A 25,793-nucleotide genomic window follows, 5' to 3' on the forward strand; every position below is an offset into this window, starting at 1 on the left:
ATCGATCGATAACCCCCCCGGCTGAGTAAATCACTTGCAAATTATGAGTCTGAGGAGTATCATTTAGACTGTATAATTCGGGGGAAAACAGATATGGAGATTAATTTGGCTAAGCTAAAGCTCAAGGGAAAAGCTATTTTGGCGCCGATGGCGGGAATCACCGATTCCCCTTTTCGTAAATTATGCAAGGAGTATGGCGTCGCCCTCGTATTTTCGGAGATGGCATCCTCACAGGGTATCGCAAGAGGAGCGTCAACGACATTACGATATCTTCCGTATGAAGAGGTAGAGCGGCCCATCGGGATTCAAATTTATGGAGACGATCCGGCTACAATGGAATCCGCTGCTGTCGAGGTTATGAAGTGGAAACCCGACGTACTTGATTTGAATTTCGGCTGTCCGGTAAAAAAAGTAACAAAAAAAGGCGCAGGTTCAGCACTTCTGAAAGACATCGTTCTCCTTGAAACAATTGTTCGTGCTGTCGTTAATGCAGTGGATATTCCGGTGACGGCTAAAATAAGGAGCGGCTGGGACGATAAGCATATAAACGCTGTGGAAGTGGCGCAGATGTTTGAAGAGGCAGGTATATCGGCAATAAGCGTTCATCCCCGCACCAGAGAACAGAGCTTTAAGGGTGAAGCAAATTGGGATGTGATCAAACAGGTAAAGGATGCAGTATCAATCACGGTCATAGGAAATGGTGATATCGACAGTGCAGTAGCGGCTAAAGCGTGCTTTGAACGAACCGGGTGCGATTATGTAATGATAGGCAGAGCAGCTATCGGGAGACCATGGATATTCGAGCAGGTTGATACCTACCTTGAAACAGGTGTTTTATTACCTGAGCCCGACGACAACGAGAAATTCGATCTGATAAACAGATTCATCGACAGCGAGGAGAAGTTTAGAGGGGAATTTCTGGTGCTCAATCATATGAAAAATGTTATATCCCCGTTTGTCTCAGGTATGGTACAAAACGACGACGCTGTTGCTGGATTGGTAAGGACTAAAACGATGACAGAATTCAGGGAAAAACTCCGTGAATATGAATCATTGGTACTTAGCCAGGAGACCAACTCCAGCTGGCAGCCGGGAGAAATCGAAGAAATAGCTTTGGATTAGCAAGAGGATTTGAAATTGAAACGAGAAGAATACCGACCGACAGAATTAATAGATTATTCGAATGAGGATAACAAAAACGCCATGCGTACGGCGCTCGAGAGTGTAAAAGGTGAACTCGGCGCAACCTACAATCTCCAGATAGGAGGAGAGGAAATCATGGCTGACGAAACTTTTTCGTCGATAAATCCCGCGAACACCGATCAAATTATTGGACATTTTCAAAAAGGAGGCGAAAAGGAAGCTGAGAGAGCTATCGAATCGGCTTCGGAGGCTTTTAAATCCTGGTCCCGGACACCCGCTGAAAAAAGAGCGGAATATATTTTCAACGCCGCTGATATTATGAGAGAAAGGAGAATGGAACTCGGCTCCTGGATGGTCTACGAGGTAGGAAAATCATGGGCGGAGGCTGATGGCGATGTTGCGGAGACTATAGATTTTCTCGAGTTCTACGGTCAGGAAGCGCTCAGATACTCCGGGAAAAAAGAGGTAGTACCCTATCCGGGCGAAAAACCGTACGTTGAATACATACCCCTCGGAGTTGGCGTAATTATTCCACCATGGAACTTTCCTCTTGCAATCACCTCCGGAATGGCAATTGCCGCTATCGTTTCGGGGAACACCGTCGTATTGAAGCCATCATCGGACGCTCCTGCTACGGCATACCAACTCGTTAAAATTATGAATGAAGTCGGATTGCCGCCCGGAGTTTTGAATTATTTAACGGGACCGGGCGCTTTGGCGGGAGACAAACTCGTACGGCATCCCAAAACCCGGTTCATCTCGTTCACCGGTTCTATGGAAGTGGGTATGGGAATAAATAAATTAGCGGCGGAATTCCAAAACGGTCAGATCTGGATTAAGAGGGTGGTAGCGGAAATGGGCGGGAAGGACGCAATTATCGTTGATTCGGAAGCCGATATCGAAGAAGCGGCTGCGGGCGTAGTTGCATCCGCTTATGGCTATAGTGGGCAAAAATGCTCTGCGTGTTCGCGGCTGATAGTTGTGGAAGACGTGCATGAAGAGCTGATGAAAAAGGTAGTTGATAAGGCTTCCGAACTTACAGTGGGCGATCCGGCTGAAAACGGAGTTTTTATGGGACCTGTCATCAACGAATCATCTCTTAAAAAGATCGAGGAGTACGTGGAAGTCGGAAAAGGGGAGGGGAACCTCATATTGGGCGGAAAAAGGGGCGACGGCAACGGATATTATTATGTTCCGACGATAATTGACGACGTGGATCGTAAATCCCGTTTAGCGCAGGAGGAAATATTCGGGCCTGTGCTTTCGGTAATCAAGGCAAAAGATTTCGACGATGCGCTTGATATAGCAAATGACACTATTTACGGGCTGACAGGATCGGTTTATTCGAAGAACAGGGAAAAGCTGGAAAAGGCATCACGAGAATTTCACGTCGGAAATCTTTACTTTAACAGAAAGTGTACCGGCGCATTGGTTGGCGTTCATCCCTTTGGCGGATTCAATATGTCCGGAACTGATTCTAAAGCCGGAGGTTCGGACTACCTGTCATTATTTCAACAGGCGAAATTAGTCTCGGAAAAGCTTTAAGCATTTCTTCAGGCACTAATGTTGAAGACAGCAGTGATTGGGAATAAATCCCCGTTTACGATAAAACAATTAACGTTCAGAAACTATTTCTCTATTATGAGCAAGAAGGGAATCTTTGATATATGACCGACAGAATAAGAACAGTGATCATGGGTGCGGCAGGCAGGGATTTTCATAACTTTAATACGGTATTCAGAGGAGATGAAAAGTTTGAAGTAGTTGCATTTACCGCTACACAGATTCCTAATATCGAGGGACGTCGGTACCCACCCGAACTTTCAGGAGAGCTCTATCCCGATGGGATACCGATTTATCCGGAAACCGAAATCTCTAAAATAATCAAAGATGAGAATATCGATCAGGTAATTTTCGCGTACAGCGACGTTTCACACCAGTATGTAATGGAACTCTCTTCAAAGATCAATGCTTTAGGCGCTCAATTCTCGACTATGGGCGCCGATCAGACTATGGTCAAATCGTCCAAGCCTGTTGTAGCCGTTTGCGCTGTCCGAACAGGCTCGGGAAAGAGTCAGACTACCCGCAAGGTAGCGGAGGTACTTGGAGCTATGGGCAAACGGGTGGCGGTAATCAGGCACCCAATGGCTTACGGTGATCTCGCATCCCAGGCGGTTCAGAGGTTTGCTGAATATGCCGATCTTGAAAAACATCAGGTTACAATCGAGGAGCGCGAAGAATACGAGCCCCACATCTCAAGGGGGAACGTGGTATTTGCAGGAGTAGATTACGAAGCTATCCTGAGAACAGCGGAAAAGGAAGCTGACGTTATCCTTTGGGACGGCGGCAACAACGACATGCCTTTTTATAAACCCGATTTTATGTTCACGGTTGCCGATCCTCACCGCGCCGGTCATGAATTGACTTACTATCCGGGATCGACGTGCGCTCGAATGGCTGACGTGGTTATCATAAACAAAGTCAACACTGCGGAGCGGGCTGATGTCGAACTGGTTCGAAACAACATTCTCTCGGTAAATCCCGGGGTGATTCTGATCGAGGCAAATTCGCCGGTAACGGTCGATAATCCCGAATTGATCAAGGGTAAAAGGGTTCTCGTTGTTGAGGACGGTCCTACGCTGACTCACGGGGGCATGAAATACGGCGCAGGGGTTGTCGCAGCCGAAGAGTCCGGCGCCGCTGAACTTATAGACCCAAGACCATACGCGGTCGGAAGCATCAAAGAAGCGTTTGACAAGTACCCGGATATCGGGAAACTGCTGCCCGCGATGGGATACGGAAACGGGCAGATCAAAGACCTGCAGGATACGATAAACAGTGTTGACTGTGACTCAGTAGTTATCGGAACACCGATAGACCTCACCAAGATCATAAACATTGAAAAACCCTCAGTCCGTGTCAGTTATGAGCTTGAGGAGATCGGTACCCCCGATATCAAAGAGATTTTAAGCGGTATATGAGCGCTGAAATCTCAGAGCTTATCATAATCGCACTCGGTGGTAATGCCATAGCGGCGCCCGGTCAAATTGGTTCGATCGAAGAGCAGTTCGAAAATACGCGAAGAAGTCTCAAGGGTGTCGTTCAATGCATCGAAAAGGGGTATAATGTCGTCATCACACACGGAAACGGACCCCAGGTAGGCGCAGCATTATTGAGGGCGGAGATGGCAAGCGAGAAAGTGCCGGTAAATCCTCTCGGAATCCTTGTGGCGGAAACCGAAGGTACAATGGGATATATGATCCAACAAAGTTTAATGAACGCCCTGCAATCGGTAAATCTGAAAAAATCGGTTATAGCCCTGATCTCCCAGGTGCTTGTTGACCCGGAGGATGACGCATTCGACAAGCCCACTAAACCGATAGGACCGGAGTATGATGAATGGGAAGCGATTAAGTTCAGGAATGAACGAAATTGGATTTTAAACGAAAATTCGCACGGGAAATACCGGCGTGTCGTGGCATCTCCCGCACCGTTGGAGATTCTCGAGGCGGACGTTATAGAGCATCTTGTGGAGAGCGGTAGGGTGGTTATAACCGCCGGCGGTGGAGGAATACCGGTTAAAAAGGACAAGCAGGGCAATATCGACGGCGTGGATGCCGTGATAGACAAAGACCTCGCTTCCTCGCTGTTAGGAAAAGAAATCAATGCGTCTATCCTTGTCTTAGCTACTGCGGTGGACGGCGTTTACCTGAACTATGATACACAGGGGCGCGAGCTGCTCAGGAAATTATCGGTGGAGGATGCTAAAAGATTCTTAGAAGTCGGTCATTTCCCCTCGGGATCTATGGGGCCTAAAGTCGAAGCGGCAATCGAATTTGTCGAAAACGGCGGAGACCGCGCCATTATCTGCTCGGTTGAGGAAATTATGAGCGCTGTATCGGGCAAAAAGGGGACAGAAATAACGATTTGAAAATTCATGAATATCAGGCGAAGGAAATATTAAAAACATTCGAAGTGCCTGTGCCACGAGGCGCAGTGGCATCGACGCCTGAAGAGGCAAGAAAGGCAGCGCACGAGTTAGGCGGTTCAGTCGTTGTGAAGGCTCAAATTCACGCGGGGGGAAGAGGAAAGGGGGGTGGCGTGAAACTTGCCTCCAATGAAGATGAGGCGGAAAAGTATGCGTCCGAAATCCTCGGAATGCAGCTTGTCACGCACCAGACGGGACCCGAAGGCAAAGAAGTAAATATTGTTCTCATCGAAGAGAGGATGGAGATCGAACAGGAGCTGTATTTCGGTATCGTCCTTGACAGGGTTTCGGGAAAACTTGTGATGATGGCGAGCAAAGAGGGAGGTGTGGAAATTGAAAAGGTCGCCGCCGAAAACCCGGATGCTATCCTTAAAGAACGGATCGATCCGGCGGTTGGAGTCCAGCCGTTTCAATTACGGAAATTAGCATTCGGATTGGGATTGACGGGAAACTCTCTGAAGGAAGCGACAAAGTTTTTCGGGAAGCTGCTAAAAGCATATATCACAAGTGACGCTTCGCTTGCGGAGATAAATCCCCTGATCATAACTGCTGACGACAGGGTTATCGCTCTGGATGCAAAGATGAATTTTGATGACAACGCGCTCTTCAGGCAGAAAGATATTCTCGAATTGAGGGACGTTTCGGAAGAAGATCAATTTGAGGTCGAAGCATCGAAATACGGTTTGAATTACATAAAACTCGATGGAAACATCGGCTGCATGGTGAACGGAGCCGGACTCGCCATGGCGACCATGGATATCATCAAGCTCTCCGGCGGTGAACCTGCGAACTTTCTCGACGTCGGCGGTGCTGCGAGCGTGGAGACGGTCGAAAACGGATTTAAGATACTGATGAGCGATCCGGATATAAAGGCGGTGCTCATAAATATATTCGGCGGTATTGTGCGCTGCGATGTGGTCGCAAAGGGTGTAGTGGAAGCAGCGAAAAACGTAGAGATAGCGGTTCCGCTGGTTGTGCGGTTAGAGGGTACGAATGCGGCAGAGGGCGCCGAGATATTAGCTCGGTCGCCGATAGAGATAAACGTAGCGGAAAGTTTTCTTCAAGGCGCCCAAAAGGTTGTTGAACTGGCGAACGGGGAGTGAGAGCGGGTTGAGTATTCTTGCAGATAAGAACACGCGGCTGGTCGTTCAGGGTATCACAGGCAGCGAAGGATCCTTCCATACAAAGCAGATGATGGAATACGGAACGAATATCGTTGCCGGTGTTACGCCCGGAAAGGGAGGCAGCGATATGGAGGGTGTACCCGTTTATGATACGGTTGAGGATGCTGTGAGGGAAGAGGGCGCCGATGCATCGGTTATATTCGTGCCTCCGCCGTTCGCAGCAGACGCGATAATGGAAGCGGCAGATACAGGAATCGCCCTTGTTATATGCATTACAGAAGGAATTCCTACACTCGATATGATAAGCGTGCATCAATATTTGAAAGACCGAAAGACGAGCCTGGTGGGACCGAATTGTCCCGGTTTGATAACACCCGGTGAAACTAAAATAGGCATAATGCCCGGTTTTATAGCCGAACCGGGAAAGATAGGGGTGATAAGCCGGAGCGGTACACTAACTTATGAAGCCGTAGATCAGCTGACCAAACTCGGATTCGGACAGTCGACATGTTTAGGCATAGGCGGAGACCCCATCATCGGTTCCACGTTTAAAGACCTTCTAAAATTGTTTGAGGAAGATGAGAAGACGGACGCTGTGGTCATGATCGGGGAAATAGGAGGCTCGGATGAAGAGGAAGCGGCCGAGTTCGTAAAAGAAAGTATGTCCAAACCCGTCATCGGATTTATAGCCGGACGGACGGCTCCGCCGGGTAAGCGCATGGGTCACGCAGGAGCCATTATCGCCGGAGGACGCGGCACCGCGGAGGAGAAGATTTCCGCCTTAAAAGAAGCCGGCATTCATGTGTGCGACAGCCCCGCGGAGATCGGTTCCACGGTGAAACAAGTAATGAGTTGAGATATTCAGTTTGTAGTTTAGTGATTCTGTTCCGATAGCTGCCCCCTGTTTGCCCCTGATGTGTTTCTAACATTATATTTATTCATAACAATATAATGACTGAATCCGATTACAAAAATCACGTGAAATTCGGTACGTCCACATGGACGTACGAGGGCTGGATGGGCACTGTTTACAACCGCCCCTATACAAAGAAAAACTTTAAGCAGACCTGCTTAGGGGAATACGCGGAATATCCTTATTTCAGCACCGTCGGCATAGACCACACGTTTTACGGTCCTGCAGGCGATGACATATTGAAGAAATACGCCTCACAGTTACCCGAGGGGTTTGAATGCCTAAGTAAAGTCTGGGAAAGGATAACGATACTGAAGTACTCTAAAAACAAGCGGTATGGCAAACTCGCCGGAGAACCGAATCCGGATTATTTGAACGCCGATCTGTTCAAAGACGCTGTTCTTCCTCAATATGAACGCTCATTCGCAGGGCATACGGGACCATTTATTTTCCAGTTCCAAACGCAGTACCCGCAAAGCGTAAAAGGGGATGATCAAGCAGAAGAGAAGAGTTCAGGAGAGATTTTCACGGAGAACCTCGATAGATTCTTAAAACTACTTCCTGCAGATTTTCGCTATTCTGTCGAGGTTCGTAACAGGGAGATCCTGACGCCTGAATACTTCGATATGCTCCGGTCTCACAATGTGAGCCATGTTTTTAACCACTGGACTCACATGCCTTCGATCGGTGAGCAGCGCTCTCTTTCCGGGAGTATCACCGCAGATCATATCGTCGCCCGGATATTGACTCCGCTCGGCCTTGCATATAAGCAGGCGGTCGACAGTTTCTTCCCTTATAAGGAAGTCAAAAAGCCGATTCGGAGTATGAGGGAAGACGTTGCGCAGCTCGCGATCGAGGCAATTAATCTGAAGAAACAAGCGTATGCGATCGTTAATAACAGAGCGGAGGGAAATGCTCCCGGCACAATCGAAGCGATTGACGCAATGATTCGAGGTCACATAGAATGAATACGGCACAAAGTTCAAATGACATCGAAGTGCGAAAAATCAGATTGGATAGAAAATTGAATCCTGATAAGGGATGGTCGGAATGGTTTGTCGGAACTGAATATTATCCTGATGTAGAGGATGCGGTATTAGAATATTTAAGCTCTGAATCAGGGGTCAGCGGACTTCGGACGCCGTATAGAATCTGGAAAGAGGCTTTCGGAGGTATAAAGAATAGCCGGGAGAAACGGGCAAATAAACTTGTTGAACTGCTCCGGTCGTTTGATTCCGATAAGTTAGAAACAATAAAGGAGCTCATCGATTCCACGAGCCGAAAAGGCGCTCCCGACCTTCTGGTAACAGAAGGAGAAAATATTCATTTTGTAGAGGTTAAGGTTTCCGATTCGCTCTCGGACGAACAGACAAACTGGCTCGAAGGATTAATGAACAGCGGCATCAATGCATATCTGATTCGAGTGAAACCGAAATATATTGGAAAACAGATGACCAGGGATCAGTATATTATCAGCACTATAGAAGAACAGATGCTCAAATATATAAAAGACACGGATCATCCCAATCCGGTTGATGCGTTTGCCTCGGCTAAGCGCTCTCTCACCGGTTTTGACGGGTATAATCTAAATTCAACTTTAGAATTTGAGTCCCGGGTTCATAAGCTATTTGCAGGAAAGAAAATTGAAGAAAGCTACCAGCGTTTGATTAAAAACAGACCGGGAGAATAAAAGATGGTTCCACCTCTCAGAAGAGAATTCATCAAATCGAGCGGACTCGCTTTAGCCGCGGCAAGCATGGGTGTCATGCGCAAACCGGCAGTCACATTCTCCGCGCCGATAAAATCGTTTAACCTATCGGACGCTCCGGCGCCCGTGAGTCGGCGTGAATACAAGACGAGGCAGGAGAAGGCAAAGACGCTTATGCATGAGAACGGAATTTCAGCGATCCTCCTGACCGGAGGCACCTCACTTAAATATTTCACGGGGGTGAGCTGGAATCGCTCAGAGCGGACGTTTGCCTGGGTACTGCCTGCGGACGGTCGGGCGATGTGGGTGTGTCCTGCGTTCGAGAGTGATAGGGCAGAGGAGAGAATAGGTTCCGGTGCGGATATCAGAAGATGGGAAGAGGATGAATCGCCATACGGATTGATAGCGGAATTCTTAAAAGAAAGGAAGATCGGTAGTGGGAAAATAGGTTTTGAATCGACCGTTCGTTATTTCGTTTTCGAAGGGATAAAGGCGAAAGCGCCAAACACCGACATCGTGTCGGCCGACCCTATAATAAACGGATGCCGGGGCATCAAAACAGCCCATGAGATAGAGCTATTGCGGTATATAAATAAAGTAACACTTGAAGTAATTAAAAGCGCCTTTAAACGAACCAAATCGGGTATGACAGAGGGAGAACTAAGCGGAATAATATCCGCTGAGTACGCGGAGCTCGGCTTGAGAGGATGGGCTCTTGTCCTATTCGGTCCCAATGCAGCATATCCCCACGGTACCAAAAATCAGGAAACGTTAACTCCGGGTCAATTAGTTCTCATAGACACCGGAACTTCCATCCACGGATATCAATCGGATATAACGAGAACTCTGGCATTTGGTGATCCGGGAAAACGGCAAATTGAAGCATTTGAAACTGTACGGGAAGCCCAGTCAAAAGCGCTGCAAACGGCGAAACCGGGTGTGACAGCCGGGGACGTTGACAGTGCCGCCCGAAGGGTGATCGAAAAAGCGGGATATGGAAAAGGTTATACGGTCTTTACACACCGGCTTGGACACGGGATAGGGATGAGCGGACATGAGTACCCTTATCTTGTGAAGGGCAATAATCTGAAGTTAGCCCCGGGCATGACTTTTAGTAACGAACCCGGAATATACATACGCGGTGAACTCGGTGTAAGGCTCGAAGATATTATGCTGATAACCGAAAACGGCTCCGAATTATTTACCAAACAGGCAGCTTCGTTGAAAGCAGGATGATTTGTCCGAGTTTGTGACAAAATTAGGCATCAAAGAGAGCCAAACTGTTGTCGTATTGGATGAGGAGAGTGAACTCTTCAGGCGGTTGAGCCTCGAATTCCCCTCTACCGTGACTTTGCAAAAGAGGATTCTGGGTATTCCGGTCGACATGATCATAATAAGAATCATGCAAAAGGTAGAGTACGAACAATTGTTTCAGAGACTTAGGCGGGCGATCAAGCCGGATGGAGCGGTATGGGCTGTAATACAAAAGAAAAGCGTAGCCTTGAAAAAGGGGGGTAACGTCTTCTGGGACGAAATGATGGAAGGCGTTTTAAAGACGGACCTTGTGGATAACAAAACCCTCTCGTTCAACGATGAGGAATACGGGACTCGATTGGTCGTTAGAAAGGTCTTGCGTCAGTAGATAAAATCCCGATAGTTTTAACGTCTGCATTGATAAATTCATCTGAAACTCAACTCTTGTAATAGTCATACGGCGGGGATATATTCGTCAGAATTTGAAAACATTTATTACGATATTTCTCATTATATTCGCGCAGGGAATGGTCCATTCCCAGGTGATTGAGATCAAAGCCGAATATCTTCCCGTATCCGAAGAGATAGCGATACGGGGGATTCGACAGATGTATAACTTTCAATTTGAGGAATCAAGAGCCTCATTCGAAGAGTTTAAAAGGATAAATTCAGATCTTCCTTCAGGATATTTTTATCTGGTCGTACTGGATTGGTTCACTCAAAGGATGATCGAAGATGATAGTCAGGTGTGGGGCGAGATGAGCAGGAAGCTTGATGAAGTTATCAGCGTTGCTGAAATGCGGCTGAAGAAATATCCCGAAGATGCCCTCAGCATGGTTTACTTCGGAGCGGCAATGGGAATGAAAGCCAGGATAGCGCTTTCGAAAAACGACTGGATAGATACGTTTTACGACTCGCAAGCGGGATTTACCATAATCAGAGAGGCTATGAGGATGGATCCTACAATGATCGATCCATTGATCGGATTAGGCGTATTTCATTATTTTATAGCTATTTCCAACCCTGTTATCAAGAGCCTCGCATACATGGCGGGATTGAAATCGAGCCGGGAAGAAGCGCTGCGGGAACTTCAATTGGTTGCTGAAAAAGGCAACTACGCTTCTATAGAAGCAAGAAATTTCCTGATGTTTGTATATGCTTATATTGAAGAAGAGTATTCCAAAGCCTACGATCTCGCAACCGGTCTCGTCGAGGAATTTGACAGAAGTCCATACTTCCGCGGAAAGTACGCTGATATTCTATTGATGACCGGAAAGCTCGAAGAAGCAAAGATTCACATAGAATTGATACCGAAATTAGCGGCGGGACTGCCTGATAAATATCAACGAGAAATGAAAACCCGGGTCGATTATTTCAATGGAGAAAGATTACGAAAGGAAGGAAAACCGAGAGAAGCGCTTGAGCTTTTAAGGGGATTAGCGGAAGAGTACACTCTCGAATTCAAATTCAAACTCGGATATATATATTTGAGCACAGGAATGGCATATGATCAAATCGGAGACCGCAAGAGCGCAAAGGAGTTTTATAAAAAGGCGGTGAAGCTGGATAATTACACGTCAGCTGTGCGACTTGCAAAATCCTATATAAAAGAACCGTACAGCCTTGAACAGGACGGAGGATAGTTTAAAATGAATCCTTTTACAGACGAAAAACACAGTCAATGACAGAGATAGGAATATTCTCACTCCTACCTCCGATCGTCGCGATCGTTCTTGCGGTGTGGACACGGCAGGTCTATCTGGCTCTATTTTTCGGGATTTTTGTCGGCTACTCGATTCTCTCTGACTGGAATCCGTTCGTAGGATTCGCCGATACGCTTGAGGCATTGTTGGAAGTATTTCAAAGCCCGTCAAACTCGAGTGTAATACTTTTCAGCGTTCTTATGGGAGTCCTGATAACCTATATTCAGAGTTCCGGAGGGGTGGAGGGATTTATCGCATGGCTTGGAAGAAGAAGATTCGTCAACTCGCGCAGGGCGGCAGGGTTTCTCGCATGGTCGACCGGCATGATAATTTTTATAGAAACAAACATTTCAATTCTTGTTACCGGAACCGTATGCAGACCCGTATTCGATAAACACAAAATATCAAGGGAAAAGCTCGCTTATATTGTCGACAGCACTGCCGCACCGGTCTGTGTCCTGATACCGCTGAATGCATGGGGGGCTTTTGTAATCGGTCTATTGGCAGAACAGGGTATCGAATATCCTGTAGGCGTCTTCGTAAAGGCCGTTCCTCTGAATTTTTATGCGATACTCGCATTAGCCCTTGTAGTTATCACAATATTTACTCAGAGAGATATAGGGAAGATGAAAGAAGCCGAGTTGAGAGCTCTCGACTCGAATCAATCCGGTTCAGAGAATATATCCGGGGTTATTTCCGAAATAGGGGCGGTAAGACCGGTCGAAGGCGCAAAATTCCGTTCAATAAATATGCTGCTTCCGATTGGCGTAATGATCGGGATGATGCTGATAGTTTTGTTCGTTACCGGAAATGGTAATATTATGAGAGGAACGGGATCGATCTCGGTACTGATGGCTGTGTCGACCGCCGTTATCGTAGCGGCGGTAATGTATAGAGTTCAGGGAATAATGAGTCTCCAGCATCTGAGTGAACGGTTTGTAACCGGAGCAAGATCACTTATGCCGATGGCAATTTTGATGTTGCTGGCATTTGCGATTGGAAATCTTACAACTAAGATGGGAACGGGAGAATATATTGCAGGTATGGTCGGTCCCTGGCTCAGTCCGGTTTTCATTCCTTTGATTCTGTTTATAGTTTCGGGTGCGATGGCATTCTCGACCGGGACGTCCTGGGGTACGTTTGCGATAATGATTCCCATCGCTGTCCCGCTGATATCCGAAGTCGGCGGAATACTGCCCCTCTCGATTGCAGCCGTTTTGGGAGGCGGAGTATTCGGCGACCACTGTTCACCGATTTCTGACACCACAATTATTTCGAGCCTTGCATCGGCATCTGACCACATAGAGCATGTTAAAACCCAACTTCCGTACGCATTGATCGCAGCTTTTGGCACCATGCTGTTATTGCTGGTTTCGGCTGCTGTTATGAGCTGAATTTTAATTTTATCGCTAAGAAATCAGATTAACTATTGACAACAATGTTTTTAAACGTTAATTTTCCGTCAGTCTAAAGGTGATTTAATCAGGGGGACACCTTGCCGGCTGATGCAATAGGAAGTCAACCTCATCAAGGTGAAAAAGTAATTAGTTGAGTTAAACGACAAGTCGGAAAGCAGTTCTGACCGAAAGCGGTCCGAAAAACTATAACAGAGTAATTGAGGAATAAAAATGAGTAATACAAAAAAGATAACAAATAAACTTGACGTCCTTGAATGTTGGTTCAAAGATCGTTTTCAGATAATGGAATACTCCTTTGAAGTTCATGATAAGCTAAAAAATCTGATAAAATCAGATACTCCGGAAGATGAGATGGTTAAAATTTATGTAGAAGAAACAGAAAAACTTTTTTCAGGTGACCCGGAGCCGCTCTCCAGAAGAAACACAGCTTATTACATCTGGGGGCATCTTAAGAATGTCGTCAGCAGAAACGAAAAAAAGAGGATTTTCGGACTTCTTGAAAATCTTGACGGCGACGCGGGAGACTTTTCAGATATTAAGAGTGAATTCCATAAACTTATTCTAAAGTACGATGTGGATAATCTTCTCGAATCGAGCTATTTCGACGGGATAAGTTCTTCAGAAATATAGGAAATTAACTGATAATCAGATAATCCGGTGATCTTGTCACCGGATTTTTTGTAATAGACATTACATTTTCTTTTCAATAACAGTCTAAGCTAAAAGGAAACGCCCCGGGAGTGTGCGGAGTGGTTCCATGTTTACCCGGCTGCATGGAATTAGCGCCACTCCGGGGGTTATTTCATTCCGCAATAGACTCCTGACCAAGTTTGCTAAACTTCCTTTCGCTAAATAACTAAATTTTAGTTATATTTCCCTCTCATGTACAGGAATCACCGCTTCGTAAAATAGAAATGAGAGGCAGCTGGGCGATAAAAATAAAATCATTAAAAATTATCCCATGAAGAATTTTCAAGTACTGATTATCGGTGCCGTAACAACCATTTTTTTCTTATCCGCTCCATTCGGAGAGAGTAGTCAGAGAGATATGCCCGGTAATTCTGCTCTTCTTCATGCCCGGGGGATCTATTCTTCATTTGCCGGTTCCGGATCAGGGAAAAAATCTTCAACAAACCGAATCTCCTCCGACGAGGATGTCAGAGTGATAACTGCCGCAGGAACCGGGATGGTTATAGAAAAAAGGTATGATATTGCCAAGAAAAATGCTGTTTATGATGCTCTCAATAATGCGATAGAAAATATTCTTGAGTTAATGTCGGCGCCGGAGTTGATCTCCCAAAATTATCAACTCTTAGAGAATAACATTTTTTCGAATACGCTGGAATACATAAAAAAATACGAAATTATCCAAACTGAAATGATAAAAGAAGATATTTATTCTGTAAAAATCGAAGCGATCATAGATACCGATAAATTAGAACGCGATCTTGACGTCATTGGGCTATTGCTTTACCGGTTAGGAAAACCGAGCTTGTTTATAATTGTCAATTCGGATGACAGCGTGAAGGCGGTGAGAGATGAACTCTCAGAAGTGGAGCGCATCTTAGGGGAAGAATTCACAAAATTCGGGTTTGATATTGTAGATGTGGCCTCATCAGATATTGCTCCGTACAGAAACAGATCTTTGATTGTAGGTGACAGGCATTTCAGCGCGGTCATTTCGCTTGCCGGTGAATATGGCGCCGACGTAGCTATTATAGGGAGCGCCGAAATAATAGTAGCTAACCCGACAAAGAAAGGACGCAGCCGAATAAACTCTATTCGGGTGACGATAAAGCTGAATGCTATAATGACCGATAACGGTGTCCTGATTACCGAAGCGACGGCACATGCTGATTATCCCCACAGCAACATAAAAACAGGAGTAAGGCGCGCTGTCAGGAAAGCGGTAACTAAGGTAAGCGGCGCTCTTATGCAAGATATCATTAACAGATGGAGCACGGAGGTCAATGCGGGCAGGACGATTAATCTGACTGTGAACAATATCAGAGGATATGCTCAATTTCTGAGTCTAAAGAACAGTCTGAGATATCTCATTCGCGGCTTTGTCAATATTCGGACCATGAATTACGGCGGGAATATCGCAGAGCTGGAAGTTCAGGCTCGTTCTACTGCGGAGAAGATTGCTCAGGAGATTGATGGGATAATAATTGATGACATGATGATCGATGTAACTGATGTATCACTTAACTCCTTAAGCATATCGATAGATGGAAAGTGACAGTTATTTTTTACGCTATTTATGCCGATATCCATAAAATATGCAGCAGTCACGCCTATCAGAATTTATTTGTGCGGTCGGGGCGAGCCCCGACTCGCACGCAATAATAGCGTCATTGCGAGACCTGATTCATCAGGTCGTGGCAATCTCAATCTTTGTCATGCCGAGCGCCTGTCCGACGAACGTCAGGCGGGGAGTCGAAGCATGAAGATAAAATTTATCATGTGGAAAAGTAGTAAAACCGAGATTGTTTCGTCGTCCGGCAGACTGACGGGCAATGACAAGCATGTGCTGGTTAGAGCAAGCGCCGTTGGCGGGAGTTTTCTATCTAAGTAATTCTATTTAGCCCAGCCCGGCAGCTGACGGACTGGGATTTGTAGTTGATCTAAACGACTTCACGCCGTTCACGGCGTTTTAGACAGATGAATGATAAGGGCGTGAACGCCCTTTATTTTTATTTTATCCCTTATATCCCAGCCGTAAACGGCCGGGCTAACAATTCAGACAATTCTGTGTCAGTAAGGTCTTATTGATTTGGCCGCTTCACCGCCGTTTGCCCGCCGGACTCCTCGCCAGTCAGTCGACTGATCCCTGAGCTAGCGGCATATCCTCAAAATAAGCCTTGACAATAGGAAGGGGGAAATATATGTTTTGCGACTGCACGAGAGTTTAATTGAGAAAGAAATAAGGAAATGAAAACGTTTAGTCCGACAAAAGATGATATAAGCCATCAATGGTTTATTGTCGACGCTCAGGATAAGATACTCGGAAGGGTAGCGTCGAAGGTATCGCATATTTTGATGGGAAAACATAAACCGAATTTCGCATATCATGTTGACAACGGTGATTTTATTATAATAGTGAATGCCGAAAAAATAAAGGTTTCCGGGAATAAATTTGAATCGAAGGTATATAATCGCCACACAGGATATCCGGGGGGTCTTAAGAGCACTACCTTTAAGTCCATGATACAATCAACTCCGGAACGAGTTCTCGAACTTGCAGTGAAAGGGATGCTTCCCAAAAATAAACTCGGCAGAAAGTTATTTAGAAAATTAAAAGTCTACGCAGGAACGGAGCATCCACACGGGGCACAGCAGCCGACAGAGCTGAAAGTTTAGTAGTTTATGGTTAAGAACGAATATTACGGAACAGGAAGAAGAAAAAAAGCTATTGCAAGGGTGTGGGTGAAGCCGGGTAAAGGAAAATTTAATATAAATAAACGTAAAATTGATGATTATTTCCCGAGAAAATCACTTCAATTCATCATCAGCCAACCGTTTAATCTGATAGAATCGAAGTCGAAATACGATGTAATTGCAACCGTAAAGGGGGGTGGTCTCAGCTCTCAGGCCGGCGCCATCAGACTCGGAATTTCAAGAGCACTTATCAAGATGGACCAGGAGCTCAGGCCGACTCTTAAATTAGCCGGTTTTCTCACTCGTGATCCACGTATGGTTGAAAGAAAGAAACCCGGCTTGCGCGGTGCGCGTCGGGCTTATCAATTCTCAAAGAGATAGTTCGAGAAGGATTTTTGGAAGATATCAGTATACAGAAGCTGTTAGATACCGGCGCACACTTCGGGCATCTAACACGCAAATGGCATCCGAAAATGGAGCCTTACATTTTCATGGAGAAAAACTCCATACATCTGATCGATCTGAATAAAACAAAATCCCAGCTGGAAGATGCCGTCAATATGATCTCTCAAGCGGTTGAGGATGGTGGTACGGTAATTTTCGTCGGAACCAAAAAGCAGGCAAAAGGACTTATCCGCGCTGAAGCTGAAAGATGCGGAATGTACTATGTGACGGAACGGTGGTTGGGCGGGACGCTCACAAATTTTGCAACGATACGGCGGAGCATCAAAAAGCTGGAGAAATTTGAAGAAGAGGCTGCTTCGATGTACGAAGGACTTAATAAAAAAGAGGTCCTGACGCTGGAAAGAGAAAGGGTAAAGCTCGATAACGTTTTCCGGGGAATTAAGGCGATGAAGCGCCTTCCGGACATTGTCGTCATAGTCGATGCAAAGCATGAGGAGACGGCGGTCAAAGAAGCGAATAAGCTCGAAATTCCGATAATCGCACTGGTTGATACAGACACCGATCCATCTAATATCGATCATGTAATTCCCGCCAATGATGATTCGCTCAGAACCATATCAATTATTATACAAAAACTTACTGATAGCGTTATTAACGCATTAGAGCGCCGTAGAGATAAATTGGAAGCTGAAACGGTCGAGGTAGCTGAGGTGGAAGAGAAGTAATAAATGGAAATCAGCGCCGGATTAGTGAAAGAATTGAGAGATAAAACAGGCGCAGGTATCCTTGATTGCCGTAACGCCCTGAAAGAATCCAATGGAGATGTAGGCGCAGCTTTCGATTACCTTCGGAAGCAGGGGATAGCCAAGGCGGAAAAGAAGTCGGGTAGAGCAGCGGAAGAAGGAGCGGTCCTATCGTATATCCATCCCGGTAATAAACTCGGCGTACTGCTCGAATTGAACTGTGAGACGGATTTTGTGGCAATGACAGATGATTTTCTTAAGTTAGCAAAGGAACTTTCATTGCAGATCGCCGCATCTAATCCGATCTCGGTGACGCGGGACGATATCCCTGAAGAACTGACACTCAAGGAGAGGGAAATCTATTCCGAAAGCAAAGACCTTGAGGGAAAGCCGGAGAATATTGTAGAGAAGATCATAGAGGGTAAGATAGAAAAATGGTACCAGCAGGTATGCCTGATAGAGCAGGCTTACATCAAGGATCCGAGCAAGACGGTATCAGATCTCATTAAAGAATCTATAAGCATCCTCGGTGAAAATATCAACGTCAGGAGATTTATGCGCTTTCAATTAGGAGATAACTCACAAAGCTGATACACAATTTAACTATATCAGAGAAAGAATTTAATGTCGGAATCTCTCACCGGCATTTTTTTGTATTTAAAATACCAATGAGCCGGATCTGTCAATGATGCGCACTTAATGGATTGAAATGAATGATAACTATAAACGTACTTTTGCATTTAGCTCGGCAATTTCATATATTTAAGAGGAAATAAATTCAAACACATGTCTAACTCTATATATAAAAGAATAGTACTCAAATTCAGCGGTGAAGTATTAGCCGGAAAGAAGGGGTTTGGTATTGATTCCAAAACTATAAAGTCATTAGCCTCCGAGATTTCCGAAGCAAAAAAAACCGGCGTCGAAATCGGTCTGGTCATAGGCGGCGGAAATATATTCAGAGGATTAAATGATGATGAATCCGAGATCGAACGCGCAGCCGGCGATCATATGGGGATGCTGGCAACGATAATCAACTCACTCGCTCTGCAGGATGCGCTCGAAAAGCAGCACGTTGAGACGAGGGTACTTACGGCGATCAAAATGGATGAGATTGCCGAGCCGTATATCCGGCGGCGCGCCATGCGGCACCTTGAAAGGGGAATACTGACGATATTTTCCGCCGGAACCGGAAGTCCCTATTTTACGACTGATACGGCTGCGGCGCTGAGAGCGATAGAGATTGGCGCTGATATCATAATTAAAGGTACAAAAGTTGACGGAATTTTTGACCGTGATCCGGAAAAAGATAAGAATGCAAAACACATCGAACAATTGACATACATGGATGTATTAGAAAAAAATCTTAGAATTATGGATAGTACCGCTGTCAGCCTTTGTATGGAGAATGATTTGCCCATTGCCGTTTACAACATGAAGGTATCGGGAAATCTAAAAAAACTCCTTTCAGGCGAAAATATTGGCACTAAAGTAACGGGAGTTCGAAATGCTTGATGATATTTATAAAGACACATTAGACAGAATGGTCAAATCATTTGACGCAACGAAACATCACTTCGCAGGAGTACGAACAGGCAGAGCATCACCGGCGCTACTCGACAACATCAAGGTAGATTATTACGGAACCCCCACGCCGCTAATGCAGTTAGCCGGCATCAGCGCACCCGAACCGAGACTTCTTACCATTCAACCGTATGATAAAAACGCTATCGGAGATATAGAAAAGGCAATTAACACGTCAAACCTCGGCTTAACAACCGCTAACGACGGAAATATCATACGTATTCCCATTCCCCAGCTGACTGAAGAAAGAAGAAAAGAGCTGGTCAAGATAATTCATCAAATGTCGGAAGAAGGCAGGGTCGCTGTCAGAAATATCCGCAGGGACGCAAACCAGCATATAGACATGCTGAAGGATGAGGGACATATCTCAGACGATGATCTTAAAATCGCCCACGGAAACATTCAGGAAGACACTGACAAATATATTAAACTGATTGACGAAACGATGGAGCTGAAAGAAAAAGAAATTATGGAGGACTAATCGGCGGCAGCCTCAGAAGTTCCGTTGCGGACGAATTCGAACAGACACTGCTGAACATATCCCGCATACTTCCCAAATCTTTCCCTGCCGAATTCGGCTATTTTTTTTGCCGATAAAGACCTACCGTCGAAGTAATTTTCACTGATAATCTTCTTAATCCATGTGTCCACCGGAAAAGATTCCGTAAAGCCCAATGAAAATAGTAGTACACAATCGGCTATCTTTTCGCCTACTCCGTGAAGCGTACAAAGTTCTCTCTTGGCATCCTCATAAGGCAAAGCTCGTAAGCCCGGAAGGAATTGAGAGTCTTCGGCAATCCGCAGGGCTGTCTTCCATACGTATCCTGCCCTGTATCCGAATCCCAGCCGCTCGAAATCACCTGTCGTAGCCTGAGCAAGCGTTTCGGGAACGGGGAAGCCGTGATATTCACCGAACACATCTGTTTTGAGCGCTCCATAGGCATCACAGAGGCGGGCAATATTCCCCTTAATCCGCGGGATATTGCTCGCGGAAGAAAGAATGAATGAAATCAACGTCTCCCAGGGTTCTTGAGAGAGAAGCCTCAGTCCTTTATTGGCTGAGACCGCAGAAATGACCAGTGAATCTGCGTTGAGGCTGTTAACCATCTCTTCGTATTTATCATCGAGATTGAAATAATTTCTGATCTTCGATTTAACGTCAACAGATACAGATGTCCTACACTCCAACCGAAGAGATGAATCTGCGGAATTGAGCTGCCGTAATAAAAACCTGTCCCCTTCTATAAAACCCATCCATCCGTTATCTTCCGTCTTCGTCCACCGGAATGTTTGACCGCTCGCCAGCGTTTTATCCAGGCTTAGGGGCTCGGTCGACTCAATGACGGACACATTACTCTGTTTTACACTATATTGGTTTGAGCGCTCTTTCCGTGTATAGTCTGCAGTGTGGTTCAGCTGTTCACTTGAGATAGGGATCGACATGCTCGCCTGTTTTTCTTAAACGAACGAACGAATAAGATTTAAGAACACTTGGAATAGCCGCAATGTTTACAAATTAAGCAGCCGTTTTCATGAGTCATTGTGGAACCGCACTCCTGACAAAGCGTATATCCTCTTCCCTTGACGTTTAATGGGACGGTATCGTCCGAATTATCCTCATAAAATGTGAATCCGGTTGAATCTCCGTTGACGTTTTCTGCTGCATTCGAAATTGAAATATATTTTTCAATCGCTTTGCCTATTGCGTCAGGGGTGGAGAGAATAACCTCACCATTCTGCCAAACAGGAGACGGCCCGCTTATACCCTTCAATTGCTTAACTACTTCGTTGGGGTTAATTCCGGAGCGGAGCGCCAGTGAAATTAGACGGCTGACAGCCTCTGACTGCGCCTGAGCGTTCCCTCCGGCTTTTCCAATAGTGGTGAATACTTCACAAAGACCCTTTTCATCCTCGTTAATGGTGATATAGAGGTTTCCTTCGCCTGTTCTGACTCGTTCCGTCATACCCCGTGTAGTTAAAGGCCGATACCTCGGATTCAGTTCTTTTTCTTCGGGTTTTGTTTCCTCGCTCGGAAGAGGTATGGATTTTAATATTCCCTCGCGACTTCCTTCCCTGTAAACCGTGATACCTTTTAGTCCCGCTTTATACGCCTTTACGTATATGTCTGCGATTGTCTCGACGGGTGTATCTTCAGGTAGATTAACCGTCGATGAGATACTGCTGTCGGTATATTTCTGGATAACACTCTGCATTTCAACCCTGAAATATGGGTCGATATCATATGCTGTAACGATCCATTCGGGTAGTTTATCCTCTCCATTAAAAAGTTGTTTAATAAGCGGATGATATACTTTGTAAGTACTGAAAGAGTGTCCATCTGGTTTTTTAACCCTTCGTTCATAGCTGATCTGGTAGATCGGCTCTACTCCCGAGCTCGTTTCGGCGACTATCGATCCGGTGCCAACAGGAGGAACGGTTATCAATGTGCAGTTGCGGATACCGTTTTCCTTAATTTTACTTTTAAGAGAACGAGGAAGATTCTTAACGAACTTACTTTTAGAGTATCCTTCCCAATCGAATTGCGGATATGCGCCTTTTTCGGTTGCGAGTTCTACTGAGACTTCGTACGCGGTGTCACGAATCGTTTTCATTATCTTGTCCACTTCTTTCAGGGCTTCATCCGTATCGTATTTTATTCCCATCTTGATAAGAGCGTCACCGAGAGCGGTAATCCCAAGCCCAACCCGCCTGTCATCATTCACCGCTTCTTTAATCTCTTCGAGGGCGTGGTTCGGGTAGTTGTATGAGATTACGTCGTCCAAAAATCGGGTGGTAATGGCTGTCACGTTTTTCAATTCGGCGTAGTCGAATTCCCCGTTTTCGTTAACGAGGGCAGATAGATTAATATTACCGAGATTACAAGCGGTAAATGGAGGCAGGGGTTGTTCGCCGCAAGGATTTGTGCTGGACAATGGGGTTATATACTCATTGTTGTGATACTCCCTCATCGTGTCCCAAAATATTATTCCCGGTTCGGCAGAAGCATGAGCGTTTTTGATTATTTTGTCCCAAAGTTCCTTAGCGGGCAGCGTTCTATAAATCTTACCGCCCCATCTCAAATCAAAATCTTTTTCTTCGAGGACAGCCTCCATAAATTCGTGTGTGATAAGTACGCTTACATTGGCATGTTTCACAATGTGGCGTGAGGTGTCGTTCTTTATAGTTATAAAATCTTCAATATCCGGATGGTCGACCCTGAGCGTAAGCATGAGGGCGCCCCGTCTTCCAGCTTGAGAGACCGTATTCGTGGATTCGCTGAATAGGTTCATGAACGCCGTGACACCGGGAGACGAATCGACGGTGGCATTTACCACGGCTCCTTTTGGACGAAGTGATGAAAGGTCTGTCCCTACCCCGCCCCCCGTTCTGTATACCATCGCGGAATCATGAAGACACTGATAAATTCCTTCGAGACTGTCTTCCTGAATGGGTATGACGTAACAATTGGACAGCGTCGGTCTCCTGCGGGCATCTTCACGACCGGCGGCATGCATAACCCTGCCTCCGGGGATAAATCGGAAATCTTTCAATACCGAAAAGAATTTCTCATACCATTCCTCTTTGTTTTTTTCTACCGATGCAACAGACTTCGCAACTCTGTGCCATAAATGAAGCGGTCCTTTTTCGTTCGGAGCAAGATATTTGTTTCGCAATACATCCGCAGCAAGATCATTATCACTGTAATACGCGTTTGTGTCCATGGCTTTGGCGAGTTCCGAGCCGCCGTCTGGATGTGAATAGAACTTTTCCTTTAAGAGTTGAAGCTCTTCTTCGGTAAGAAGATAGCTAAGGTTTAAATCCTTCGGTTCGGTGGAAAGATTATCAACGTCCGGTTCGCTGTCCGGGATAATTTTTGACGCACCTATATTTTCATTTATTTCGTTGACAGGTGACTTTTTAGTGGTTGACTCTTGAAAATCGAGAGAAATGTTTGTGCTCATTCGCGCTTCCTTCTTCGAAGAAATGAATACAGGTATATTCACTGTATGTAACCTAACTAATAATACTTTTCCGAGTAAATAATTTGAGGCGTAAACAGCCTCACCCACCGAGTTTTAATATATTACAGTAGTCAGGGAGAGTCAAGCAAAAAATACAATATATAGTGGTATCTATTAACATTTTGGTACAAATTGTGTGAATAAACTGTTGATAACTTGTTATGAACTTCAAATAATACGGCTCTGAAACCAATTAATAATTGATTTTCAATGCTGTGAACCTATATTTTAATTGTTAACAACCGGTGATGCGGCTGTAGCTCAGCTGGTAGAGCGTTAGCTTCCCAAGCTAGATGTCGCGGGTTCGACCCCCGTCAGCCGCTCAAGTATAATGGAATATTCGAGCAAATGTTTGATTGTGAGGATGCCGATATTGCTATCGGCATTTTTGTTATATCCCGGCTGTTCCGGAGATGATCCACTTGAAAGCGAGGAGATACAACCTTCCATACAGATTCTATATCCTGTGGACGGATTTAAGGTTTCGGGAGAAGCGAATGTTTCTGTTGATATATCAAACGAATTCAAAGTTGACAGCACCCTGTTTGATATAGTCGGCGTAATCCGGTCAACGTTTGAGGGGAAAAAGGAAGCCGTCGTTTTTGATTTCAGGGACAGTTCGTTGTTTGAAGACGAGGGAGTCTATTCGATCATAGTGAGATGGTGGGGGAAAGAGGGTATATTTTCAGACACGTCGTCATTTTCGGTTGACATGCTCAGCATATCAAGGATTACAAGCAAAGGAGGCAGCGTTGAGATATTCAACACAGTGCCGGTTTACACCTCCGACTCGGTCCGTATAGTCATTCAAAGTCTGCGGACGGGAAATATGGAGATTTTTTCATTACTGAACCCGTTTCTTGACGACAGCCCTGATGACGGATTAGAACCTCCGGGACCTATAACTGAGGAGGCTGTTAACCTTACTCAAAACCCCTCCTCGGATATCATGCCGTTTTTCTGGTCGAATGGCAACAGGGTCATTTATTCTTCAAACGCAACCGGAAGATACCAACTTCGACTTACAGATGTTGATTCTATGAATTTCACACAGCTTACAGATGATTCGGTTGATCTGTTTTTCCCTTCCGGCAGCCCCGACGGGAGGTTTATTGCTTATGAAAGAGATAATGAAGGCGAATCGGACATCTGGCTGCTTGACCTGACCGATACGCTTTCTTCTCCCTTAGTTCAGAGAATCGGTTCTGACGGCAATCCCTCATTTTCACCTGCGGGAGATGAGATAGTCTTTCACTCGAACTTCGGCGGTACCTTCGATATCTGGAAGGTTCCGGTCGGTGGGGGAGACCCCGAACTTTTAATAGGTTGGAACTCAAACGAAACGAATCCTGTTTACTCTCCCAACGGCGATTATCTGGCTTTCACTTCAGACCGGGTTGGAAATGACGATATCTGGCTTTATCGTTTCTCAGACGGGTCGGCGGTGCAGATGACGAGCCACTCGTCCGATGAAGATTTTGTGTCCTTTCATAACTCCGAGGATGAGATACTCTTTTCTTCTTTCCGGGATGGCAATCGTGACATTTTTCGCCTAAAGGGAATCAACAGGTTTTATTAAGTTACCGCCGTTCGACTCTGAAACAGATTTCACTCGTAACCTCTACTTGACTGGACTTCCCCAAAACAGTAATTGATTCTATAGCAACTTGATAAATAACAGGTAGATAGCCAATGTATATGAGTTACATTAGATAGCCCAGCCATTTATGGCTGGGCTACGAAAGGGGAAACTGTCTGGCAACTGTATCTGTTTATCATAACAGGGGAAGTCCAGTTACTTGACAACCGTTCTTCGACGTGCTATATTAAAGGTGAACAAAAAGAGTATGCATGGGAACAAAAGAAAGACAGATTTCAGCAGTTCAGATACCATCATTTCCGGTAGCGGTAGAAAGGATCGCTGACCGATCCCTTGCCGGAAAACCGGTTATGATCGCTCCGGTCAATTCCGCCCGGAATCTTGTTATCGCACTCTCTGACGAGGTGCGTTCTGACGGAGTTTTTCCCGGCATGCCCCTCCGGCAGGCGGTGCGGTTGTCGCCCTCCGCTGTTCTTCTTCCGCCTAACGGCAGACTCTACCGCCGTGCCTCAAAGGCGCTGTGGGATATTTACGCTGACTTTACGCCGTTTGTGGAACCCCACCGCTGGGGCAATTCTTATCTTGATCTTTCCGGCACGCGCCGTCTTTTCGGTCCTCCGGTCGATACTGCCATGAAGATACAGAAAGAAATCAGAGAGCGGCTGAGCCTCGGCACAGCTATAGGCGTGGCGAGCAATAAACTTACCAGTCAGATAGCCTCCCGTGCCGCTAAGCCGCTGACCATACGGGAGTTGGGAAGCGGTGAAGAGGCGTCCGTTATAAGTCCTTCCCATACGTATCTGCTTC

25 protein-coding genes and 1 tRNA gene are annotated in these 25,793 nt (G+C 45.8%); 24 read left to right on the forward strand and 2 right to left on the reverse strand.

The features are described from left to right. The first annotated feature begins 105 nt into the window (after window positions 1–105). The 21 genes from dusB to frr all read left to right on the forward strand — a co-directional run bounded on the left by dusB (window position 106) and on the right by frr (window position 19,845). Window positions 106–1,122: a tRNA dihydrouridine synthase DusB gene (gene dusB, locus IID12_03910; protein ID MCH8288235.1), complete on the forward strand. Its 1,017-nt coding sequence runs from the start codon at window positions 106–108 to the stop codon at window positions 1,120–1,122. A gap of 15 nt (window positions 1,123–1,137) precedes the next feature. Then, entirely contained in the window at window positions 1,138–2,688 is a 1,551-nt protein-coding gene (gene pruA / locus IID12_03915; protein ID MCH8288236.1) for an L-glutamate gamma-semialdehyde dehydrogenase, read from the forward strand. A 122-nt stretch (window positions 2,689–2,810) separates the two neighbouring features. Next, on the forward strand, window positions 2,811–4,124 hold the full coding sequence (locus tag IID12_03920) for a GTPase (protein ID MCH8288237.1): 1,314 nt from the start codon (window positions 2,811–2,813) through the stop codon (window positions 4,122–4,124). 8 nt (window positions 4,125–4,132) lie between these two features. Next, window positions 4,133–5,074 (forward strand): carbamate kinase, encoded by a 942-nt coding sequence (gene arcC, locus IID12_03925; GenBank protein MCH8288238.1) that lies wholly within the window; start codon window positions 4,133–4,135, stop codon window positions 5,072–5,074. Continuing rightward, window positions 5,071–6,234 carry an ADP-forming succinate--CoA ligase subunit beta gene (gene sucC / locus IID12_03930; GenBank protein MCH8288239.1) on the forward strand — a complete coding sequence of 388 codons (1,164 nt, stop codon included), beginning with the start codon at window positions 5,071–5,073 and terminating at the stop codon, window positions 6,232–6,234. The genes arcC and sucC overlap by 4 nt, the downstream gene beginning before the upstream one ends. 7 nt (window positions 6,235–6,241) lie before the next feature. After that, window positions 6,242–7,111, forward strand: coding sequence for a succinate--CoA ligase subunit alpha (gene sucD, locus IID12_03935; protein MCH8288240.1), 870 nt, complete (start codon window positions 6,242–6,244; stop codon window positions 7,109–7,111). A 95-nt stretch (window positions 7,112–7,206) separates the two neighbouring features. Next, window positions 7,207–8,136, forward strand: coding sequence for a DUF72 domain-containing protein (locus tag IID12_03940; protein ID MCH8288241.1), 930 nt, complete (start codon window positions 7,207–7,209; stop codon window positions 8,134–8,136). After that, the gene (locus IID12_03945; GenBank protein ID MCH8288242.1) at window positions 8,133–8,858 is read left to right on the forward strand and encodes a VRR-NUC domain-containing protein; all 726 of its coding nucleotides are present in this window, start codon (window positions 8,133–8,135) and stop codon (window positions 8,856–8,858) included. The genes IID12_03940 and IID12_03945 overlap by 4 nt, the downstream gene beginning before the upstream one ends. A gap of 3 nt (window positions 8,859–8,861) precedes the next feature. Then, entirely contained in the window at window positions 8,862–10,112 is a 1,251-nt protein-coding gene (locus IID12_03950; protein ID MCH8288243.1) for an aminopeptidase P family protein, read from the forward strand. A 1-nt stretch (window position 10,113) separates the two neighbouring features. Next, window positions 10,114–10,518, forward strand: a complete 405-nt coding sequence (locus IID12_03955; GenBank protein ID MCH8288244.1) for a hypothetical protein — start codon at window positions 10,114–10,116, stop codon at window positions 10,516–10,518. Window positions 10,519–10,672: 154 nt separating this feature from the next. After that, on the forward strand, window positions 10,673–11,773 hold the full coding sequence (locus IID12_03960; GenBank protein MCH8288245.1) for a hypothetical protein: 1,101 nt from the start codon (window positions 10,673–10,675) through the stop codon (window positions 11,771–11,773). Window positions 11,774–11,811: 38 nt separating this feature from the next. Next, on the forward strand, window positions 11,812–13,227 hold the full coding sequence (locus tag IID12_03965) for a sodium:solute symporter (protein MCH8288246.1): 1,416 nt from the start codon (window positions 11,812–11,814) through the stop codon (window positions 13,225–13,227). 234 nt (window positions 13,228–13,461) lie between these two features. Next, window positions 13,462–13,881 carry a DUF1722 domain-containing protein gene (locus tag IID12_03970; protein MCH8288247.1) on the forward strand — a complete coding sequence of 140 codons (420 nt, stop codon included), beginning with the start codon at window positions 13,462–13,464 and terminating at the stop codon, window positions 13,879–13,881. A gap of 418 nt (window positions 13,882–14,299) precedes the next feature. After that, window positions 14,300–15,493 carry a hypothetical protein gene (locus IID12_03975; protein MCH8288248.1) on the forward strand — a complete coding sequence of 398 codons (1,194 nt, stop codon included), beginning with the start codon at window positions 14,300–14,302 and terminating at the stop codon, window positions 15,491–15,493. 40 nt (window positions 15,494–15,533) lie between these two features. Further along, the gene (locus IID12_03980) at window positions 15,534–15,701 is read left to right on the forward strand and encodes a hypothetical protein (GenBank protein ID MCH8288249.1); all 168 of its coding nucleotides are present in this window, start codon (window positions 15,534–15,536) and stop codon (window positions 15,699–15,701) included. A gap of 484 nt (window positions 15,702–16,185) precedes the next feature. Continuing rightward, complete coding sequence (gene rplM, locus IID12_03985) at window positions 16,186–16,614, forward strand: 50S ribosomal protein L13 (protein MCH8288250.1); 429 nt, start codon at window positions 16,186–16,188, stop codon at window positions 16,612–16,614. 6 nt (window positions 16,615–16,620) lie between these two features. Beyond that, a complete protein-coding gene (rpsI, locus tag IID12_03990) occupies window positions 16,621–17,013 on the forward strand; it encodes a 30S ribosomal protein S9 (protein ID MCH8288251.1) in 393 nt (130 codons plus the stop codon). Window positions 17,014–17,027: 14 nt separating this feature from the next. Continuing rightward, window positions 17,028–17,762 carry a 30S ribosomal protein S2 gene (gene rpsB / locus IID12_03995; protein ID MCH8288252.1) on the forward strand — a complete coding sequence of 245 codons (735 nt, stop codon included), beginning with the start codon at window positions 17,028–17,030 and terminating at the stop codon, window positions 17,760–17,762. Between the two features lie 3 nt (window positions 17,763–17,765). Further along, window positions 17,766–18,371, forward strand: a complete 606-nt coding sequence (tsf, locus tag IID12_04000; GenBank protein MCH8288253.1) for a translation elongation factor Ts — start codon at window positions 17,766–17,768, stop codon at window positions 18,369–18,371. A gap of 195 nt (window positions 18,372–18,566) precedes the next feature. Next, window positions 18,567–19,295 carry a UMP kinase gene (locus tag IID12_04005; protein MCH8288254.1) on the forward strand — a complete coding sequence of 243 codons (729 nt, stop codon included), beginning with the start codon at window positions 18,567–18,569 and terminating at the stop codon, window positions 19,293–19,295. After that, window positions 19,288–19,845, forward strand: a complete 558-nt coding sequence (gene frr / locus IID12_04010) for a ribosome recycling factor (protein MCH8288255.1) — start codon at window positions 19,288–19,290, stop codon at window positions 19,843–19,845. The genes IID12_04005 and frr overlap by 8 nt, the downstream gene beginning before the upstream one ends. Here the strand turns inward: frr and IID12_04015 are convergent. Both IID12_04015 and IID12_04020 read right to left on the reverse strand, forming a co-directional pair. Next, window positions 19,842–20,807, reverse strand: a complete 966-nt coding sequence (locus IID12_04015; GenBank protein MCH8288256.1) for a DNA-3-methyladenine glycosylase 2 — start codon at window positions 20,805–20,807, stop codon at window positions 19,842–19,844. The two genes, frr and IID12_04015, sit on opposite strands and share 4 nt — an antisense overlap. Before the next feature lie 38 nt (window positions 20,808–20,845). Continuing rightward, a complete protein-coding gene (locus IID12_04020; protein MCH8288257.1) occupies window positions 20,846–23,326 on the reverse strand; it encodes an adenosylcobalamin-dependent ribonucleoside-diphosphate reductase in 2,481 nt (826 codons plus the stop codon). Window positions 23,327–23,636: 310 nt separating this feature from the next. Between IID12_04020 and IID12_04025 the strand changes: the two genes are divergently transcribed. From IID12_04025 to IID12_04035, 3 genes are all read left to right on the forward strand, one after another. Then, window positions 23,637–23,709, forward strand: a tRNA-Gly gene (locus IID12_04025). 50 nt (window positions 23,710–23,759) lie between these two features. Beyond that, window positions 23,760–24,965, forward strand: a complete 1,206-nt coding sequence (locus tag IID12_04030; protein MCH8288258.1) for a PD40 domain-containing protein — start codon at window positions 23,760–23,762, stop codon at window positions 24,963–24,965. A gap of 272 nt (window positions 24,966–25,237) precedes the next feature. Next, the coding region (locus IID12_04035) for a DNA polymerase IV (protein MCH8288259.1) at window positions 25,238–25,793 on the forward strand (556 nt) is incomplete at its 3' end.

Source organism: Candidatus Neomarinimicrobiota bacterium, from assembly GCA_022567655.1.
Taxonomy (GTDB): domain Bacteria; phylum Fidelibacterota; class SORT01; order SORT01; family SORT01; genus JADFGO01.

What these genes read in the sequence shown, in the direction of transcription:
- IID12_03920 (MCH8288237.1), top strand. Translation starts at nt 2,811, where the DNA reads ATGACCGACAGAATAAGAACAGTGATCATGGGTGCGGCAGGCAGGGAT.
- IID12_04015 (MCH8288256.1), bottom strand. Translation starts at nt 20,807, where the DNA reads ATGTCGATCCCTATCTCAAGTGAACAGCTGAACCACACTGCAGACTAT.
- IID12_03945 (MCH8288242.1), top strand. Translation starts at nt 8,133, where the DNA reads ATGAATACGGCACAAAGTTCAAATGACATCGAAGTGCGAAAAATCAGA.
- IID12_03980 (MCH8288249.1), top strand. Translation starts at nt 15,534, where the DNA reads ATGCAGCAGTCACGCCTATCAGAATTTATTTGTGCGGTCGGGGCGAGC.
- tsf (MCH8288253.1), top strand. Translation starts at nt 17,766, where the DNA reads ATGGAAATCAGCGCCGGATTAGTGAAAGAATTGAGAGATAAAACAGGC.
- rplM (MCH8288250.1), top strand. Translation starts at nt 16,186, where the DNA reads ATGAAAACGTTTAGTCCGACAAAAGATGATATAAGCCATCAATGGTTT.
- IID12_03970 (MCH8288247.1), top strand. Translation starts at nt 13,462, where the DNA reads ATGAGTAATACAAAAAAGATAACAAATAAACTTGACGTCCTTGAATGT.
- frr (MCH8288255.1), top strand. Translation starts at nt 19,288, where the DNA reads ATGCTTGATGATATTTATAAAGACACATTAGACAGAATGGTCAAATCA.
- IID12_03950 (MCH8288243.1), top strand. Translation starts at nt 8,862, where the DNA reads ATGGTTCCACCTCTCAGAAGAGAATTCATCAAATCGAGCGGACTCGCT.
- rpsI (MCH8288251.1), top strand. Translation starts at nt 16,621, where the DNA reads ATGGTTAAGAACGAATATTACGGAACAGGAAGAAGAAAAAAAGCTATT.
- IID12_03965 (MCH8288246.1), top strand. Translation starts at nt 11,812, where the DNA reads ATGACAGAGATAGGAATATTCTCACTCCTACCTCCGATCGTCGCGATC.
- IID12_03940 (MCH8288241.1), top strand. Translation starts at nt 7,207, where the DNA reads ATGACTGAATCCGATTACAAAAATCACGTGAAATTCGGTACGTCCACA.
- IID12_04005 (MCH8288254.1), top strand. Translation starts at nt 18,567, where the DNA reads ATGTCTAACTCTATATATAAAAGAATAGTACTCAAATTCAGCGGTGAA.
- IID12_04020 (MCH8288257.1), bottom strand. Translation starts at nt 23,326, where the DNA reads ATGAGCACAAACATTTCTCTCGATTTTCAAGAGTCAACCACTAAAAAG.
- IID12_03975 (MCH8288248.1), top strand. Translation starts at nt 14,300, where the DNA reads ATGCCCGGTAATTCTGCTCTTCTTCATGCCCGGGGGATCTATTCTTCA.